General features: G+C 44.8%; 11 protein-coding genes. 4 read left to right on the top strand and 7 right to left on the bottom strand.

What is annotated here, in order from left to right; all coding sequences use genetic code 11:
* The first annotated feature begins 136 nt into the window (after positions 1-136).
* Positions 137-5,470, top strand: a complete 5,334-nt coding sequence (locus tag AAA952_RS09015; RefSeq protein WP_338256250.1) for a PAS domain S-box protein — start codon at positions 137-139, stop codon at positions 5,468-5,470.
* A gap of 48 nt (positions 5,471-5,518) precedes the next feature.
* On the top strand, positions 5,519-6,535 hold the full coding sequence (locus tag AAA952_RS09010; protein ID WP_028759378.1) for a response regulator: 1,017 nt from the start codon (positions 5,519-5,521) through the stop codon (positions 6,533-6,535).
* Between the two features lie 88 nt (positions 6,536-6,623).
* On the opposite strand, the gene ygfZ is transcribed toward AAA952_RS09010, so the two are convergent.
* The gene (ygfZ, locus tag AAA952_RS09005; RefSeq protein ID WP_338256247.1) at positions 6,624-7,586 is read right to left on the bottom strand and encodes a tRNA-modifying protein YgfZ; all 963 of its coding nucleotides are present in this window, start codon (positions 7,584-7,586) and stop codon (positions 6,624-6,626) included.
* Between the two features lie 154 nt (positions 7,587-7,740).
* Positions 7,741-8,970, bottom strand: a complete 1,230-nt coding sequence (serA, locus tag AAA952_RS09000; RefSeq protein WP_105251515.1) for a phosphoglycerate dehydrogenase — start codon at positions 8,968-8,970, stop codon at positions 7,741-7,743.
* 154 nt (positions 8,971-9,124) lie between these two features.
* Here serA and AAA952_RS08995 point away from each other — a divergent pair, with 154 nt between their 5' ends.
* Both AAA952_RS08995 and AAA952_RS08990 read left to right on the top strand, forming a co-directional pair.
* Positions 9,125-9,733, top strand: coding sequence for a DUF2238 domain-containing protein (locus AAA952_RS08995; protein WP_168822493.1), 609 nt, complete (start codon positions 9,125-9,127; stop codon positions 9,731-9,733).
* Positions 9,734-10,127: 394 nt separating this feature from the next.
* A complete protein-coding gene (locus AAA952_RS08990) occupies positions 10,128-10,793 on the top strand; it encodes a helix-turn-helix transcriptional regulator (RefSeq protein WP_014611267.1) in 666 nt (221 codons plus the stop codon).
* A 174-nt stretch (positions 10,794-10,967) separates the two neighbouring features.
* Here the strand turns inward: AAA952_RS08990 and AAA952_RS08985 are convergent, their stop codons facing one another.
* The 5 genes from AAA952_RS08985 to panB form a co-directional block, all read right to left on the bottom strand.
* The gene (locus AAA952_RS08985) at positions 10,968-12,473 is read right to left on the bottom strand and encodes a curlin (RefSeq protein WP_338256238.1); all 1,506 of its coding nucleotides are present in this window, start codon (positions 12,471-12,473) and stop codon (positions 10,968-10,970) included.
* A gap of 14 nt (positions 12,474-12,487) precedes the next feature.
* Entirely contained in the window at positions 12,488-12,907 is a 420-nt protein-coding gene (locus tag AAA952_RS08980) for a curlin (RefSeq protein WP_338256236.1), read from the bottom strand.
* A gap of 553 nt (positions 12,908-13,460) precedes the next feature.
* Positions 13,461-13,988 (bottom strand): DUF4124 domain-containing protein, encoded by a 528-nt coding sequence (locus AAA952_RS08975; RefSeq protein WP_287481364.1) that lies wholly within the window; start codon positions 13,986-13,988, stop codon positions 13,461-13,463.
* A 390-nt stretch (positions 13,989-14,378) separates the two neighbouring features.
* Positions 14,379-15,224: a pantoate--beta-alanine ligase gene (gene panC / locus AAA952_RS08970; RefSeq protein ID WP_338256229.1), complete on the bottom strand. Its 846-nt coding sequence runs from the start codon at positions 15,222-15,224 to the stop codon at positions 14,379-14,381.
* Positions 15,225-15,248: 24 nt separating this feature from the next.
* Positions 15,249-16,046 carry a 3-methyl-2-oxobutanoate hydroxymethyltransferase gene (gene panB, locus AAA952_RS08965; RefSeq protein WP_028761774.1) on the bottom strand — a complete coding sequence of 266 codons (798 nt, stop codon included), beginning with the start codon at positions 16,044-16,046 and terminating at the stop codon, positions 15,249-15,251.
* Between the last annotated feature and the right edge of the window lie 24 nt (positions 16,047-16,070).

Genomic DNA, 16,070 nt, shown 5'->3' with positions numbered 1-16,070 from the left:
TATTAGTATTGTTAAAACAATAAATTACTTCACATTATTTTAACTTTGACATTGTCGCCACTAAATTCTTCGTTTACTTTATAAGTGCTATTTTTAAATGCAGTGCTTATAAAATCGGGGGCTTTAGGGCGACACCATGGAAAAAAGTAAACTTCGTACTTTTCGCAGTAGGATTTTATCCCACATAGCCTTGCCTCTCATTTTAATTATGGCGAGTGTCTATGGTGTAAACGCTTGGTTTAGTTATATCTCCTCAGAGAATCGGCTTTACCATAGCCTGACACAAGAGGCGAGTCATTCGGCTTCTCGTCTGCAGTTTCTGCTCGAGCATGCGCAGGCCAAAACCCAAGGTCTTGCTGATTTTATTGGTTTTTTGTCAAGTAAAGAAGACATGAATGACACTGAGAGTGTTAAAAGTGTCTTGATGAATCGAGTCAAACGTAATCCTGATTTTTTTGGCTCCGCAGTCGCATTTAAACCTAATACCTTCCCCAATCGAAAGCTCTTTTCCCCCTATGTTTACCGCGACACCAGTGGCAGCGACGATCTCCATTATCTCGATATTGGCGCTGAAGGCTACGACTATACCGATGGCACTTGGGATTGGTGGAGCAAGGCTATCAATCAAGCGAACGGTTATTGGTCAAAGGCATACTTTGATGAGGGGGCGGGAAATATTCTGATGTTGACCTATTCGGCTCCTTTTGGTGCGGTAGGTAATTATTTTGGGGTTGCGACGGTTGATTTAGCCTTAGATGGATTGCCAAAACAATTGGGGATTGCACCAAATCGTCTGGTGGTTTTAGACGATCAAGGGCGGCTTATTTATCATATAGATAAAGAAAAAGTACTGGCAACGACTTCAGCCCAGTGGCTCGATAAGAATAAAGATAAAAATGCCGATTTTTGGACGCTACAGGATAAAAGGCTTGATGGTCAAGCAAGGTTTGTCGATAACCAAGATGTTGTTTATCTTGCGAGTATTGCGACTGTACCGCATTTAAAGTGGCGTGTGATTGTATTAGCGCCAGAACAAGATTTATTCAACTCCCTGCTTGATGATCTGGCATCTATCATCCTCAATTTAAGCTTATTAACCCTCTTATTATTGCTGACTTGTTATCTGGCGGCGAAACGGTTAACTCGGCCGTTAGAGCTACTCGAGTCGGGTATCTTGTCCTTTGGACAGGGTAAAACTCAGCAGCTTATTGTACCTAAAGGTGCCGTAAGTGAGATTGTGACGCTGAGTAATACCTTCAATCAAATGGCGGAATTACTTGCAGAACGTGAACAAGCCATTCTTGATTCCCGCGGTAATCGCTTTGCGCGCCTAATTGATGGTATGAGTGATAAATCTTTCTATTGTTCCCTCGAACCTAATGGCCAACTCGCCCAGGTTAGTGAGGGGGTAACTAAGGTGCTGGGGATCTCCCCTGATTTGCTCAAGCGCAAATATCAAAGGCTCTTCTCGGCTAATCCCCTCAATGAGAAGAATTGGGAATATACCGATTTAGCCTTAAAGGGCCAGAATGTGCCTTCGCATCAAGTGGAAATGCTGGATGAAAAAGGGTATTTAAGAAGGCTCGATGTCTTTATGCAGCCATTATTATCAGATACTGGTGAGTTAATGTCGGTGGAAATGTTATTTACCGATGTTACTGAGCAGTTTTCGGCGGCGGCTTGGTCAAATGCCGTGCTTGAGGCTGCGCCTGAGGCCATGTTGATTGTCGACCAACAGGGGTTAATCGTTTTTACTAACAGTCGTTGCCAGCAGCTTTTTGGATTTGATACAGGGGCTATGTTGGGTTTGCAAGTTGAGCAGTTACTGCCACAAGAATTGGGAACCCGACATGTTCTTGAGCGACAACAATTCCTTCGCGAAGGCCGCGATAGAGGCATGGCAAATGCGCGTCATGTTCGGGCTTTAAAAGCCGATGGTAATGAATTTATTGCTGAAATTGCGCTGAGTATGCTCCCTGCGGATGCGGATGGACAAAAGCAAGTTGCAGCTTCGATTCGCGATATGACGGATAAAATTGCGGTTGAACTTAAAATTCGGGAGAGTGAGGAGCGTTTTCGTGGATTGGTCTCCAATATCCCTAGCGCCGTATATCGTTTACGTATTGGCGATATTTGGGTAATGGAATATATCAGTGACAATATTGGTGAAATTACGGGATATGCCGCAAGCCAATTTATCAATAATCAGAATCGTACTTATATCTCTTTGATCATCGAGGAAGATCGGGGCTTCTGCCTGCACGAAATGGATAAAGCACTCGCACTTCAAGCTACCTTTGAAGTGGAATATCGTATCCGCCATCGCGATGGCAGTGTGCGCTGGGTGCATGAGAAAGGTAAGGCAAGTTATACCGAAGAGGGCGTTCCACTTTGGTTCGACGGCAGTATTGATGACATCACAGAGAGTAAGTTTGCTATAGGACAGCTAGAGGCTTCGCGCCTGCAATTGACCAATATTACAGAGTCTATTCCTTGTACCGTGTACCAATTGTTGTGGCACTCGCCTACTGATCGCAGATTTACCTTTCTCTCTGGTGCGGCAATGAAAATGCTGGGTCTACATCGTGATGATCTTATTAGTAATTTTGACATCATCGCTGAGCGGATTTTTGATGACGAAAGGCCGGATGTCGTGCGGGCACTTTCGGGTAAGAGTGAAGATAGGTTTCAATGGATCCGCGAGTTTCGTTATCGCCATCCCAATGGCAGCATACGTTGGATGGAAGCCGGTGCGAGCGGTCATTTGGGTGAAGAGGGTGGCATCACGTGGAACGGCTATGTGATGGACATTACCCAACGCAAAACCGTAGAGCAGGAGTTAGCCCTCAGTGAAGCGCACTTTAAGGCACTGTTTGATGGTGCGACCATTGGTATCGTCAATGTGGATGTTAAAGGCGTTATCTTAGATTGTAATGATCAATTCTGTGCCGATATGGCGCGGTCACGGGAGAGTTTACGCAATACCGCAATTTTTGAGGTCCTTAGCGCGCAAGATAAGCTTATCGCCAAGGAGCAATTTAAGGAATTGGTCGGTGGCAAAATTGACCATTATCGTGGCGAGAGAAGCTTTATTCGTCCTTCTGGTGCACCTTTATGGATGACGGTCAATGTGTCGGCACTGTTAGATGCCCAAGGACAATTTGAATCGGCTGTGATAAGCATGGTCGATATGACAGAGCTTAAATTACTCTCCGATGAACTGTTACTTGCCAAAGAGCAAGCCGATGCCGCCAGTAAAGCCAAAGGTGACTTCTTGGCGAATATGTCCCATGAAATACGCACCCCAATGAATGCCATTATCGGCATGTCGCAGCTGTGCTTGCAGACAGAGCTTGATCAAAAACAGAAAAATTATGTAGAGAAGATTGAGCGGGCATCGCAGTCTCTACTATCAATTATCAATGATATTCTGGATTTTTCTAAGATTGAAGCGGGTAAGCTCGACATAGAATCTGTGCCATTTCAGCTCGACACTATGTTGGAAGATCTCAGCGATATGTTTTCTGAGAAAGCCGCCCACAAACAGATTGAATTATTGTTTGCCGTTGCGCCCAATGTGCCTCGTTATCTGTTAGGGGATTCGCTGCGGTTAGGGCAAGTGTTGATTAATCTGATGAATAACGCCATTAAGTTCACCGAACGGGGTGAGGTGTTATTGTCGCTAAGCTTAGTTGAGCAGCAAGATGATGATGTTGTGCTGCGTTTTAGTGTGCGTGACAGCGGCATAGGCTTAACTGAGCAGCAGCAAGCAAAATTATTTAAATCCTTTACCCAAGCGGATACTTCAACCACCCGTAAATACGGTGGTACAGGCTTAGGTTTGGCTATTTGCAAGCAACTCGTTGAACTCATGGGGGGCAATATTGGTGTCGAAAGTCAATTGGGTCATGGCAGCACCTTCTATTTCACTGTGAAGTTACAAATTTCCGAGGGCCAAAAATTAGTGCTTGAGCAAGAGCTTGAGGGCATGTCTGTGCTGGTGGTAGATGATAACGCGACCGCCAGAGACATAATGCGTTCAACGCTCGAAAGTATGGGCTTTAGAGTCGATACGGTTCGTTCAGGTGAAGAAGCAATAAACCGCTGCTTACTGCAGACCTATGAAGTGGCATTAATCGATTGGAAAATGCCCAATATGGACGGGTTAGAAACCGCCCGTCAGATCCAACTACAGGCTAAGTCTCAGCCTAAGATCTTGATGGTATCCGCCCATGCGAATCATGAATTTATCACTCAAATTGAGCAATTAGCACTGGCGGGGTACATCAGTAAACCCATCAGCGCCTCACGCATGCTCGATGGCATAATGAATGCGATTGGCCGTGAAGGCATATTGCCAGTGAGACGCCGCACTGAAGAGCTGGCTCCGCAGTTATTATTGCCACTTCAAGGGAAACGTATCTTATTAGTGGAAGATAACGAGATGAACCTTGAAGTCGCCAGCGAGTTTTTAGAGCAAGTGGGGATTATTTTATCCATAGCGACCAATGGCCAAATAGCCTTAGATAAGCTATCCCAACAGCATTTCGATCTAGTGTTGATGGACTGCCAAATGCCGGTGATGGATGGTTATCAAGCCACTAAAGCAATAAGGAAAAGGCCTGAGTTGGCAAATTTACCTGTCGTCGCTATGACTGCGAATGCGATGGCTGGTGATAGAGATATGTGTCTTCGGGCTGGGATGAATGACCATATTGCCAAGCCCATAGAAGTGAATGTGCTTTATCAAACACTATTGAAATACCTCGGATCTTCTTCTGGAATTTCTGCAGCGATAAGGGCAGAAGCCTCAACTCGGTTAACTTCGTCCAGCGCACAGGGTGAAGTCAGCAATGGCGCTGATAAAACGGTATTGCTCAAGTGGCCAGAACACCCTGAGCTGGATATCGATAGAGGTTTGCAACTGGTGCAGCATTCGACGCGTCTTTATCAACGAATCTTTGATCGTTTCGTGAGCAGTCAACGTAATGTCGTGGAGCAGGTTCGCAAAGCCATCGCGGCGAATCAAGTCGAAGATGCCGTGCGTATTGCCCACACCCTTAAAGGCTTAGCGGGCAATTTAAGTTCGGCAAAATTGGTGGAATTAGCGCGTTTGCTTGAGTTGCATTTAACAGAGAAAGCGTCCTATGAAGATGAATTGATTCAAATTCAACCGCTAGTGGCCTCTATCTGCGATGCGATTGAACAGGCTAAGCCTGTGATAGTGAATCAAGCCGAACCTCAAGCCGTTGATTTATTATCTGCTGAAGATTTAAGGGCGGCATTACAGGCCTTGCGGCAGAACTTAGATGATGCCGATGCCAGCGCAGTGGCAAAAATTGATGCGTTAAAGCCGCAGGTAAGTAGTGCAATGTGGCAAGCGTTAAGCCCTGCCTTGTCTATGATTAATCAGTATCAGTTTGATGAGGCAATCGACTTAATTGACGATGTAATTACACAGTTAGGATAGAAAGCGGTAGTGCGAATTTATAATGCGTGACATTGAGTGGAGTTGTTAATGGAAAAAGCAACAATATTAGTCGTCGATGACACACCTGAGAATATTGATATTTTGATCGGTATTCTAGGTGATGATTACAAAGTCAAAGTGGCGATCGATGGGCCAAGGGCATTAGCGTTAGTGACAAAATCGCGGCCTGACTTGATTCTGCTCGATGTCATGATGCCAGGTATGAATGGCTATGAAGTCTGCAAGCTGCTAAAGCAAGAGCCGCTGACCAGCCATATTCCGGTGATCTTCGTGACCGCCTTATCTGAAATTGCTGATGAAGCCCAAGGTTTTGCATTGGGCGCGGTGGATTACATTACTAAGCCTGTCAGTGCGCCTGTCGTTAAAGCGCGAGTTAAAACGCATCTTGCGCTCTATGATCAAAAACGTCTACTCGAACAACAAGTTAAAGTTCGTACTCACGAATTAGAAGAAACCCGTTTCGAGATTATCCGTCGTCTTGGCCGTGCCGCTGAATACAAGGACAACGAGACGGGTCTACATGTTGTGCGTATGAGTCATTACGCCCGCATATTAGCGATAAAGCTCGGCTTACCGACAACCTTTTGTGACTTGATTTTTAATGCGGCGCCTATGCACGATATTGGTAAAATCGGTACACCCGATGCAGTGCTGAAAAAGCCAGGGAAACTTGATGCGCAGGAATGGGAAATTATGCAGCAGCACGCCGCCATAGGTGCAGAGATTATTGGTGAACATAGCGATCCGTTATTGCAAATGGCCCGTCGTATCGCCTTAACTCACCATGAGAAGTGGGATGGTTCAGGTTACCCCAATGGCTTGGTTGGCGAAGAAATCCCCCTTGAAGGGCGTATCACCGCGATTGCGGATGTGTTCGATGCGCTGACTTCGCAACGGCCTTACAAGCAGGCTTGGACGATTGAAGCAACTATGGAGCTATTTGAAAATCAAGCGGGAAAACATTTCGATCCTAAGCTGGTGGAGGAGTTCAAGCAAATCCTGCCAGAAGCAATTGCCATTCGAGATACTTATTTAGAAAATTGATGCTCGAAGTGCATTGACTAAGATAAAGGCGCCATTGGCGCCTTTATTCTGCTTCAATATTTTATACTCATCATATTAAATCAAAGCATTACGCTTCATCTAATGAGTAGGGCAGGGCTTGGATCGTTAAATGTGATTGTTCATCGTCGGCAAAACGCAGCTGAGTATCATTAGGCGTGTCATTAGGAAGTACGGCGGTTAACAAGACTTGATTGCCACGCTGTACAAACTCAATGATTTGACCGCCACGGCGAAAACTGTCTTCCATCGCGATTTCGAGGCCTGATGCTAGGGTGATTTGAAGACTAGTGTGACCGCGCAAAATATACAGGGCGCGTTTATTACCACCGCGATATTTCATGCGTGCTATGGTTTCTTGCCCCATGTAACAGCCCTTATTGAAGCTGATACCGTTAACCGCTTGTAGATTACACATCTGCGGTACGTACTGGCTGGCATGGCTGGCAGCAAGGTTGGGGTAACCTGCTGCAATCTCTAACGCTTGCCATGCACTGGCGTCAAATACACTCAGTTCCGATTGCGCAACTAAAGCCGCTGCGGCATCTGGTGTTAATACTAAAATAAAACGTTCAGCGTCTTTTAAAATCGCCCCGTTTTCAATGAGTGTAAGCTCTTGCTGAATGTCACCAAAATGTTTGTTCACGAATTGGCTTGCCTGTTCACCGGCAACCCCGAGCAGAGTCCACTCCGCGGATGCATTGCTTAAGGTGGCTTTACTAAACACGGCATATTTTTGTAACTGGGGTAAATCGACCTCGATGGCATCCTTTGGCATCAACATAAAGAGTGCATCTTGAATGGCAAAGGTTCTGAAACTGGCCAGCATTTTACCTTTAGGATCGCAATGCGCGCCCCAGCGCCATTGGTCATCGGCTAATGAGCTGATGTCTGTGGTCACTTGGCCATGGATAAAACTGCGGCCTTGTTCTCCAACGACTTTGATGAGGCCCAAATGAGATAAGTTGGCAAGCATAAGTGGAGGCAAGGTAGCGTCCAGATCCCAATGGGGCGTAGAAACTGAAATAGTCATAGCGAGATCCTGAAAATGAAGACGATGTGAGAGGCTAGATTGTAACGGAATTCCAGTTGGCTCAAAAGCATAAGGCGCACATATCTGTGAATGATCTGTGCGCCTTAATATGTGTGCTTTAGTCGATAGGCTTAAAGCGAGTGGAGTTTAAAGTTTAAAACAGCACGCGGGTACGTAATGTACCTTCAATGGCTTTGAGTTCAACTAAGGCTTCTTCCGCTTGAGTTGTATCTACTTCCATCACGACATAACCAATTTCTGCGGTGGTCTGCAAATATTGGGCGGCGATGTTGATGCCTTTTTCCGAGAAGGCTTGGTTGATCTTGATCAACACGCCCGGACGGTTTTGGTGAATATGCAGCAAGCGCGAGGTGCCTTTATGGGTTGGTAATGACACTTCAGGGAAGTTAACTGCAGAAACGGTTGAGCCGTTGTCTGAGTATTTAGCGAGCTTACCTGCGACTTCGATACCAATGTTTTCTTGTGCTTCGGCCGTGCTACCGCCGACATGCGGCGTGAGTAGAACATTGTCTAAACCGCGTAGGGGACTGATAAATTCATCGTCATTCGATTGTGGTTCAACGGGGAACACATCGATTGCGGCACCAGCGAGGTGACGTTCTTTTAACGCAACGGTTAAAGCTTCAATATCGACTACAGTACCGCGTGATGCGTTGATAAAGATGCTGCCCTTTTTCATTGCTGCAAACTCGGCAGCGCCTATCATGTCTTTTGTTTGTGGAGTTTCAGGGACATGTAAGCTTACTACATCAGCTTGTGCTAATAGGAGTTCTAACGAATGGACTTGTTGTGCGTTACCTAGTGGCAGTTTGTCTTCGATATCGAAGAACACGACACGCATACCTAAGGTTTCCGCCAGAATGCCAAGCTGAGTACCAATATGGCCGTAACCAATCACACCTAAGGTTTTACCACGCACTTCATAGCTGCCCGCTGCGGTTTTCATCCAGCCGCCACGGTGAGCGATAGCGTTGCGTTCAGGGATACCCCGCATCAACATAATGATTTCGCCAATCACGAGTTCTGCAACACTGCGCGTGTTTGAGAAGGGGGCGTTAAATACTGGGATACCAAGGGATTCGGCGGTGGCAAGGTCAACTTGGTTGGTTCCAATACAGAAACATCCAATCGCGATTAACTTCTCGGCACGTTTCAGCACCTCAGCAGTTAATTGGGTACGCGAACGAAGTCCCACAAAATGCGCATCTTTAATGGACTCAAGTAAGGCTTCATCGCTTAAGGAAGCTTTGTGGTATTCGATATTGGTGTATCCCGCACGTTCAAATACATCGACCGCAGATTGGTGGACGCCTTCCAACAGCAGGATCTTGATCTTATCCTTGTCCAGCGAATGTTTCGCCATGATATGGGTACCCTCTAATTAATAGAAATGTTTCTTATGATATGCTCACAACCTTCACCCACCAAAGTAGCACTTTTTTTGCTCAGTGTGGAGGGCTAGATGGCTAAAGTTAATATTCTAAATTTAGAACAATATCGCATAAGAGGAAGAAACATTGAATAACAAAATCGCATGGTGCGGTATTTACCTCTCAGTTTTGGTGTGGTCGGCGATAAAACCCGCAGATCCTTTCACGTGGTGGCTCGAAGCCTTGCCTGCATTGATTGCTGTACCGATTTTATTCTTTACTCGCAAACGTTTTCCACTGACACCTTTAGTGTATTTTCTCGTCTTAATACACTGCTGTGTGTTGTTTGTAGGCGCTCATTATACTTACGCTGAAGTGCCGTTATTCGACATGATTGCCGATTGGATGGGTTCAGAACGTAATAATTACGATAAAGTAGGTCATTTTGCGCAAGGTTTTATCCCAGCCATGCTCGCCCGTGAAATTATGTTGCGTAATCAAGCTGTCAAACCTGGGGCTTGGTGCGCGTTTCTTGCCACTTGTTTTGTGCTCGCTTTTTCGGCGTTTTATGAACTGATCGAATGGTGGGTTGCCGTGGCAACTGGCGAAGGGGCTGAAGCCTTTTTAGGTACTCAAGGCTATGTATGGGATACCCAATCTGACATGTTTCTTGCCCTCATTGGTGCAATTGTCGCGTTAGCTTTACTGTCTCGTTTTCAAGATAAACAAATCGCGAGACTCAAGCAGAGGATTTAGCGGCTAAAAGTGGGTGATGCTCTCTGTTCGAGTTGTAAGACTTTCTTCTCTGAAATATATGGTGTGAGTGTGATGACATTGAGTTGTCATACTTTAGTGTTGTTATTGTGTTTTCTTTGTGTTGCAACTTTGGATTGATAACGTCATAGTTGGAAAGTATTAGGTGCTGGGCGTTGGCCAAGTAAAACGGTATTTTTGACTGTTATTCCATTTTATTGTGGTGAGTTAGTCGAACCTACTAGCATTAAACAGGGAATAGTACATTTGGGTGATGTTTTTCAATCGTTAACTAGTCAGAATTAACTAGGTTAATGGAATGTTGAAAAATCTAACTAAAAAGACGAGTCAAACATACCATTTTGCAATAGAGAATACTTTTCAGGGAGGAGAGTCATTGAGCACAATTAATGAATTGGTTTTTTTACACCAAATGGCCGCGCCATGTCATTTAGCGTTACTCGCTGAATCCATTGGTTTGAAAACGCGTATAGTAAAGCATGCGGCTGAACTGGATTTAGACAAGAGTCGCCGTAGTTTTTATCTGATCACCCAAAAAGGTTCAGCATTAGATAACAAAGGGATACCTCTGTTAGCTTCGCGATTAGTGTCACATTTTCCTGTGGCGCTGTATCAAGTTGAGCGTGACTCCTTAGACCAAGAATCTGCAATGTTGCTCGGCATTCGAGGTATTTTATTTGCCGATCAACGTATGGATCTGATGTTAACGGGTTTACGTAAAATGGTGGCAGAGGAACTTTGGTACGATAGAACTTTACTAAGCAAAATGTTCCGCCGTGTTGTACAAAAGTTAGAAGGTAATAATGAAATGCCCTCTGATACTGTAGCTATGCTGCAGATGCTGACATCCCGTGAACGCACTATCATTCAATTCGTATCGAGTGGTGCGAGAAATAAAGAAATCGCTCATAGGTTATGTATCAGCGAACATACAGTGAAGGCACATATTTCTTCTATTTTCCGCAAGACCCAGTCTCGTAATCGGGTTGAGCTTTTACGTTGGGCGCAAACCTATCAAACTCACTTTGAGCTGTGCAGTTAGTCAGTTAAAGATATTGGTCGTTAGCTTTTCGCTGTGAGTGGTTAATGTTAATGATTACTAGCATATCAACATAGAAAAGCGGGAATGTTTATTTAAACATTCCCGCTTTTTGTTTAACACCCTTTTTATAAACCACCACCAAAGAGTTTAGCTGTGGTGGTTTAACAGTATTGACTAGTATTGCACTACAGTGGCAACGTTCATATTGCCTGATTGGTTCACGTTGATGCTGTTGTTAGTGCCCGCTTGAGAACCTAACACTAAGTTGTCATTACCCGTTTGAGTGATTGACAGGCTGTTATTGTCACCGCTAACGCCAAATGAATTTGAAGCAAATGAAGTGTCGTTATCGCCGCCTACCCAGTTACCGTTACCTGATTGAGTAATTTGCGCGGTGTTTTCATCACCTTCAATAATCAGGTCAATAACGTTAAGATCGCCACTTTGAAGTGCGCTGACATCGGCATTGTTGTTGCCAGCAACAGAAATCAATGTTTCGTTCTCAGCGCCATCTTGCTCAACATCAACTTCGTTATCGCTTCCCACGGCATCTACATAAGCAAAGTTCTCATCGCCTTCTTGGCTAACTTCAATACTGTTATCTTCACCATCAGCGAAGGCAATGATTTCGTTGTTATCGCCTTTAGAGGATAAATCGAAGTCATTATCTGTACCGTATGCACCAAAGGTTGCGAAGTTCGCATCGCCTTTTTGTTTCAAGTCAACGTCGTTGCTATCGCCCCATACTTGGAACTCTGCACCGTTGACATCGCCTTTTTGAGTGATAGTAATATCGTTATCATCACCTTGGATATCGGCCACTAAAGTATCACCGATAGTGTTGCCGCTGCCATTTTGGGTAATATCGACACTGTTGTCATCACCCGTAGTCATAGCAAGATAAGCCGTGTTGCCGGTACCTTTTTGATCCATTGAAATATCGTTTTTGCTGCCCGCCAGTGCGTAAACGAAGCCTACATGGTTATCACCCTTTTGGACCATGTCTACTTTGTTGTTGTCGCCTGCAATACCCTTAGCCGCGCCAAAGTTGTTGTTACCCGCTTGATTAACAGAAACGTCGTTGTTGTTACCCACGTTAGCGGTTAAGTCGAGAGCGATTAAACCCGCTTGGTTGTTGTCACCGATTTGTGTGATTTTACCGTCGTTGTTGCTGCCTTCAACGCGAAAAACTGCAAAGTTTGCGTCGCCTTCTTGCTCAACAAACACGCTGTTTTCAGCGCCAGTGATTTCAACTTGGCTTTCGTTGACTTCGCCTAATTGGTTAACGAATACCGTGTTATCGTTACCAGTAACATCGCTACTGCTTTGGTTAAAGAAACCATCTTGCGACACATTTACATTGTTGTTGTCACCTAAAACATTTGCACTTGCCACATGCCAGTCAACTTGTTGCGTTATTTGGACCTTGTTATCATCACCCGTTGAATTAATAGCCGCTTCATGCCACACACCGTCTTGGATGACGGTTGCGGTTTGATCTCTACCTGTTTGTACAACCGCTGCAGCGTTAAGGCCACCCGTTTGTGAGACTAAAGTGTCTTGGGCTTGACCTGACTGTACTACGCTAATTTCACTCACTGTACTGGCAGCAAAAGCTTGACCGCTTAAACCTGTTGCAATGGCCAAAGCAATAAGTGATTTTTTAGCTTGTGATTTCATGTGACGCTCCCTGTTTAATATTGAGTTATTGAGATTGCAGCACCATCCGCAATCTGTTGAATCGAAAAGTTGCCGCTTCCTAGTTGGTTCAGTTGCACGAGATTGTCATTGCCAATTTGTGTCACTGAAGCCGTATTTTGACTGCCGACTTGCAGTAGTTGGACTTCATTGTTTGAACCAATCTGTGTGATTAGCGCATCGTTATCATTGCCCACTTGTGTTACATCGGCCTTGTTATCGCTGCCTGACTGGAACAGTAATCCTTGGTTGGCAGTGCCTTGTTGAACCAGCTCGATAAGGTTATCGCGACCGGAACGTTCCAGTAATGCCTGAAGGGTTACGGGTAACTCGTTGACATGCAGCTCTTGTGCTGAAGTCATACAACTACAGAGCAAGATCAGCGGCACCAAAAAGCGTATAGAGGTATTTGGCACGGGTGACTCCTTGCATCAAATATCTTGGGCTGCTTAAAGCAACTTGCATCCCAAATTCAGACCTGAAGATACGAGTCCCGTTAATATGTCGCAATTGGCCAAACGGGTATTTATTCTAGAAAGGATTAACGGAAGGTAAATGATAGCTATATTTATATCGTATTGATTAAATAGATTTTATATGTTTATTGATGTGTTTTTATTTAAGGGGTCTAGCCTAGTTGTCCTAGTAGTTAAGTCGTATTTGTTGTGAAGCGAGTATTTGATTTTTAAACAATGCAATAACAAGTGAAGGGAAATACATCGACTATCGCGTTTGCATTTTCTTGATAAAAAAGCACGCGTTTGTGCCAGCGAGAAACTGCTGAGGAGTTTAATTAACTGTAGCAACCTATGTCATTTACCCTGTGTGCAACAACAGGCTTCTTGTCCTTGCGGTAATGAATCCTAGGTTAAACAAAGGGACATTACTGTGAGCGGAAAATTAACCATTATTATGATTGAATTCTTTAATGGGGTAGAGAAAAGATTAATACTACTGTTTTATGCGAGATCAGTGCTTTTCTGGTTTATTTAATTCTTCATGGAATGCTTCGGTACTGATTTGGCTTTTACGGTCTTCCAGTTGTTGCATCGCACTGTTATTACTCACAGTTAACGCATTGAAGCGAGTATTGATATCGTCCATTTCGTTAATGTATTCAGGATCGGTTTTCTCTTTATTTTGCCAATAACGTTTACGTTCTAATTTCTGCAATTCACTGGCGCGCAGAATTTCAAAATAGCTATTTTCCTGCTTAAGACGATATATCTCGCCGTCGAGTAATTGCAATAATTTTTCTTTAGAAATGGTTCGGCTATTCAGTAGAGTGTGTAAGGGATCGACAGGAATGTCCCTTTTATCAGAGTCTACTTCAGTCGTTATCCCTAACTGGTATTCGATTTTATGTTGGCTAAATTCCTGCGGACAAGCGGTTTGGCTAAAGACAATTTTGTCATCTTTACGGCATTTATAAATGGTATTTGCCTGTATTGCAGTGGGCAAAATAACACAAATTAGGGTGAGTATCAGTCTTGCCATGAGGCCACAAATCCTTTGTACACTTGCATAGCTATTATGATTTAATTGTTTGATTAAGCATGATAAATAATGATTATGACGTTTATATTATTATGCCTTTATAACCGTTTTTTATTAGGCTTAACCGGCTGTTAAGCCCAATAAATTAAAGGATTAGCCATGCATCATTAGAAGGTCAAATTCACTCGTCAATGTCTGCCGCTAATCATTTACCTTAAATTAACATCTGCATCATACTATGGCGTAAATTTAGGGATAAAACCAGTTTTTTGACGCTTCAAATTTTTGGCGCTGGGATTGATTCTAAAGAAGAAAATAGCTTCTGGTCGAGCATTGGGTAAATAAAAAGGAGCGAGTGCTCCTTTTTATTTATTGATAACGCTTAAGAGATTAGCGATCGAACCTTAAGTTGTCGATAAGTCGCGCTTTACCTATATAGGCTGCGGCCAAAATGACTAAGGTTTGGTCTTGGCTCTGTGCTTTCTCAAGCGTGTGGGCATGACGAATTTCCAGATAATCCGGCGTAAAGCCAGCCGCAATTAAACTGACTTTCGCTTGCTCGGTGACAGCATCAACACTCTGACCTTGTTTGATCCCTGCAGCCATAGCATCTATCGCCTGTTTTAATGCTGGTGCAGCGGCTTTTTCTGCGGCGGTGAGATAACCATTGCGCGAACTCATGGCTAAACCTGAGTCCTCACGTATGGTATCAACACCGATAATCTCAATCGGTAATGACAAGTCTTCAACCATAGTTTCAATGACTAATAGCTGTTGATAGTCTTTATTGCCAAAGAGTGCCACATCGGGCTGTACTATGTTGAATAGTTTACAGACGATAGTCGCAACGCCTCGAAAATGCCCCGGACGGCTAGCGCCGCAGAGCAGATCTGAAATACCTGGCACTTCAACATAGGTTTGTTGCGCTAAGCCCTTGGGATACATCACGGCTGGCGTTGGGGTAAACAGCAACTCAGCGCCCGCGGCGGTGAGGGATTCACTGTCGGCGGCGAGTGTGCGTGGGTAGGCATCGAGATCTTCGTTCTGGCCAAACTGCATTGGATTGACGAAAATCGATACCACCACATGATCACAACGTTTAGCCGCTTCTTTCACTAAGGTGATGTGTCCCCGATGGAGATTGCCCATGGTCGGCACAAAGGCGACAGTTTCGCCCTTGGCACGCCATGCACGCACTTGAGTGCGAATATCATCAATATGGGCGCTAGTGATCATTGAGCCTTACCTTGCATAAATCTGTTATTTGTTAAAAGTGTGTTCTTCGCCAGGAAAGGTTCCTTGGGCAACTTCGTCGATATAAGCACGTACCGCAGAACGAATTTCACCGGTTTGTTTTAGGTAGTTTTTCGAGAAACGTGGAATGTAACCACTTGAAATACCTAACACATCATGCATCACCAAGATTTGTCCATCAGTCGATGCGCCTGCGCCAATTCCAATGACTGGAATCGTTAAGGCTTGAGTGATCGCCGCAGCGAGAGGCGCAGGGATACATTCCACTACGAGTAGTTGAGCCCCCGCGGCTTCTAAAGCCTTAGCTTCGTCGAGGATGCGCTGGGCATTTTCGGCATCGCGGCCTTGCACTTTAAAACCACCAAACACATGAACCGACTGAGGCGTTAAGCCTAAGTGGGCACATACAGGAATACCGCGTTCGGTGAGCTTAGTGACGGTTTCGAGTAACCAGTGTCCGCCTTCGACTTTGACCATGTTCGCGCCAGCTTGCATTAACTCAGTGGCGTTGACCATAGCTTGTTCTGGCGTGGCGTAACTCATAAAGGGCATATCGGCGATCAGCAGGGCACGTTCTATACCGCGACGAACACAGCGAGTATGGTAAGCGATTTCTGCAGTAGTGACGGGCAGGGTATCGTCATGGCCTTGGAGAACCATTCCCAAAGAATCGCCGACCAGCAGCACATCGACACCTTCGCTATCGAACGCGCTGGCAAAACTGGCATCATAGGCTGTCAGTGCCGTGAATTTTCTACCTTCCTGTTTGTATTTCAACAGGGTTGAGCTAGTAATTTTAGACATATGGATGATCTTCAAACCAAATAG

This window comes from Shewanella sp. M-Br (genome assembly GCF_036245925.1).
Classification (GTDB): domain Bacteria; phylum Pseudomonadota; class Gammaproteobacteria; order Enterobacterales; family Shewanellaceae; genus Shewanella; species Shewanella oncorhynchi.
This window is presented reverse-complemented; position numbering and strand designations above follow the sequence as displayed.

Coding starts and splice junctions, on each gene's coding strand:
- AAA952_RS09015 (WP_338256250.1), top strand. CDS start 137: ATGGAAAAAAGTAAACTTCGTACTTTTCGCAGTAGGATTTTATCCCAC.
- AAA952_RS09010 (WP_028759378.1), top strand. CDS start 5,519: ATGGAAAAAGCAACAATATTAGTCGTCGATGACACACCTGAGAATATT.
- ygfZ (WP_338256247.1), bottom strand. CDS start 7,586: ATGACTATTTCAGTTTCTACGCCCCATTGGGATCTGGACGCTACCTTG.
- serA (WP_105251515.1), bottom strand. CDS start 8,970: ATGGCGAAACATTCGCTGGACAAGGATAAGATCAAGATCCTGCTGTTG.
- AAA952_RS08985 (WP_338256238.1), bottom strand. CDS start 12,473: ATGAAATCACAAGCTAAAAAATCACTTATTGCTTTGGCCATTGCAACA.
- AAA952_RS08975 (WP_287481364.1), bottom strand. CDS start 13,988: ATGGCAAGACTGATACTCACCCTAATTTGTGTTATTTTGCCCACTGCA.
- panC (WP_338256229.1), bottom strand. CDS start 15,224: ATGATCACTAGCGCCCATATTGATGATATTCGCACTCAAGTGCGTGCA.
- panB (WP_028761774.1), bottom strand. CDS start 16,046: ATGTCTAAAATTACTAGCTCAACCCTGTTGAAATACAAACAGGAAGGT.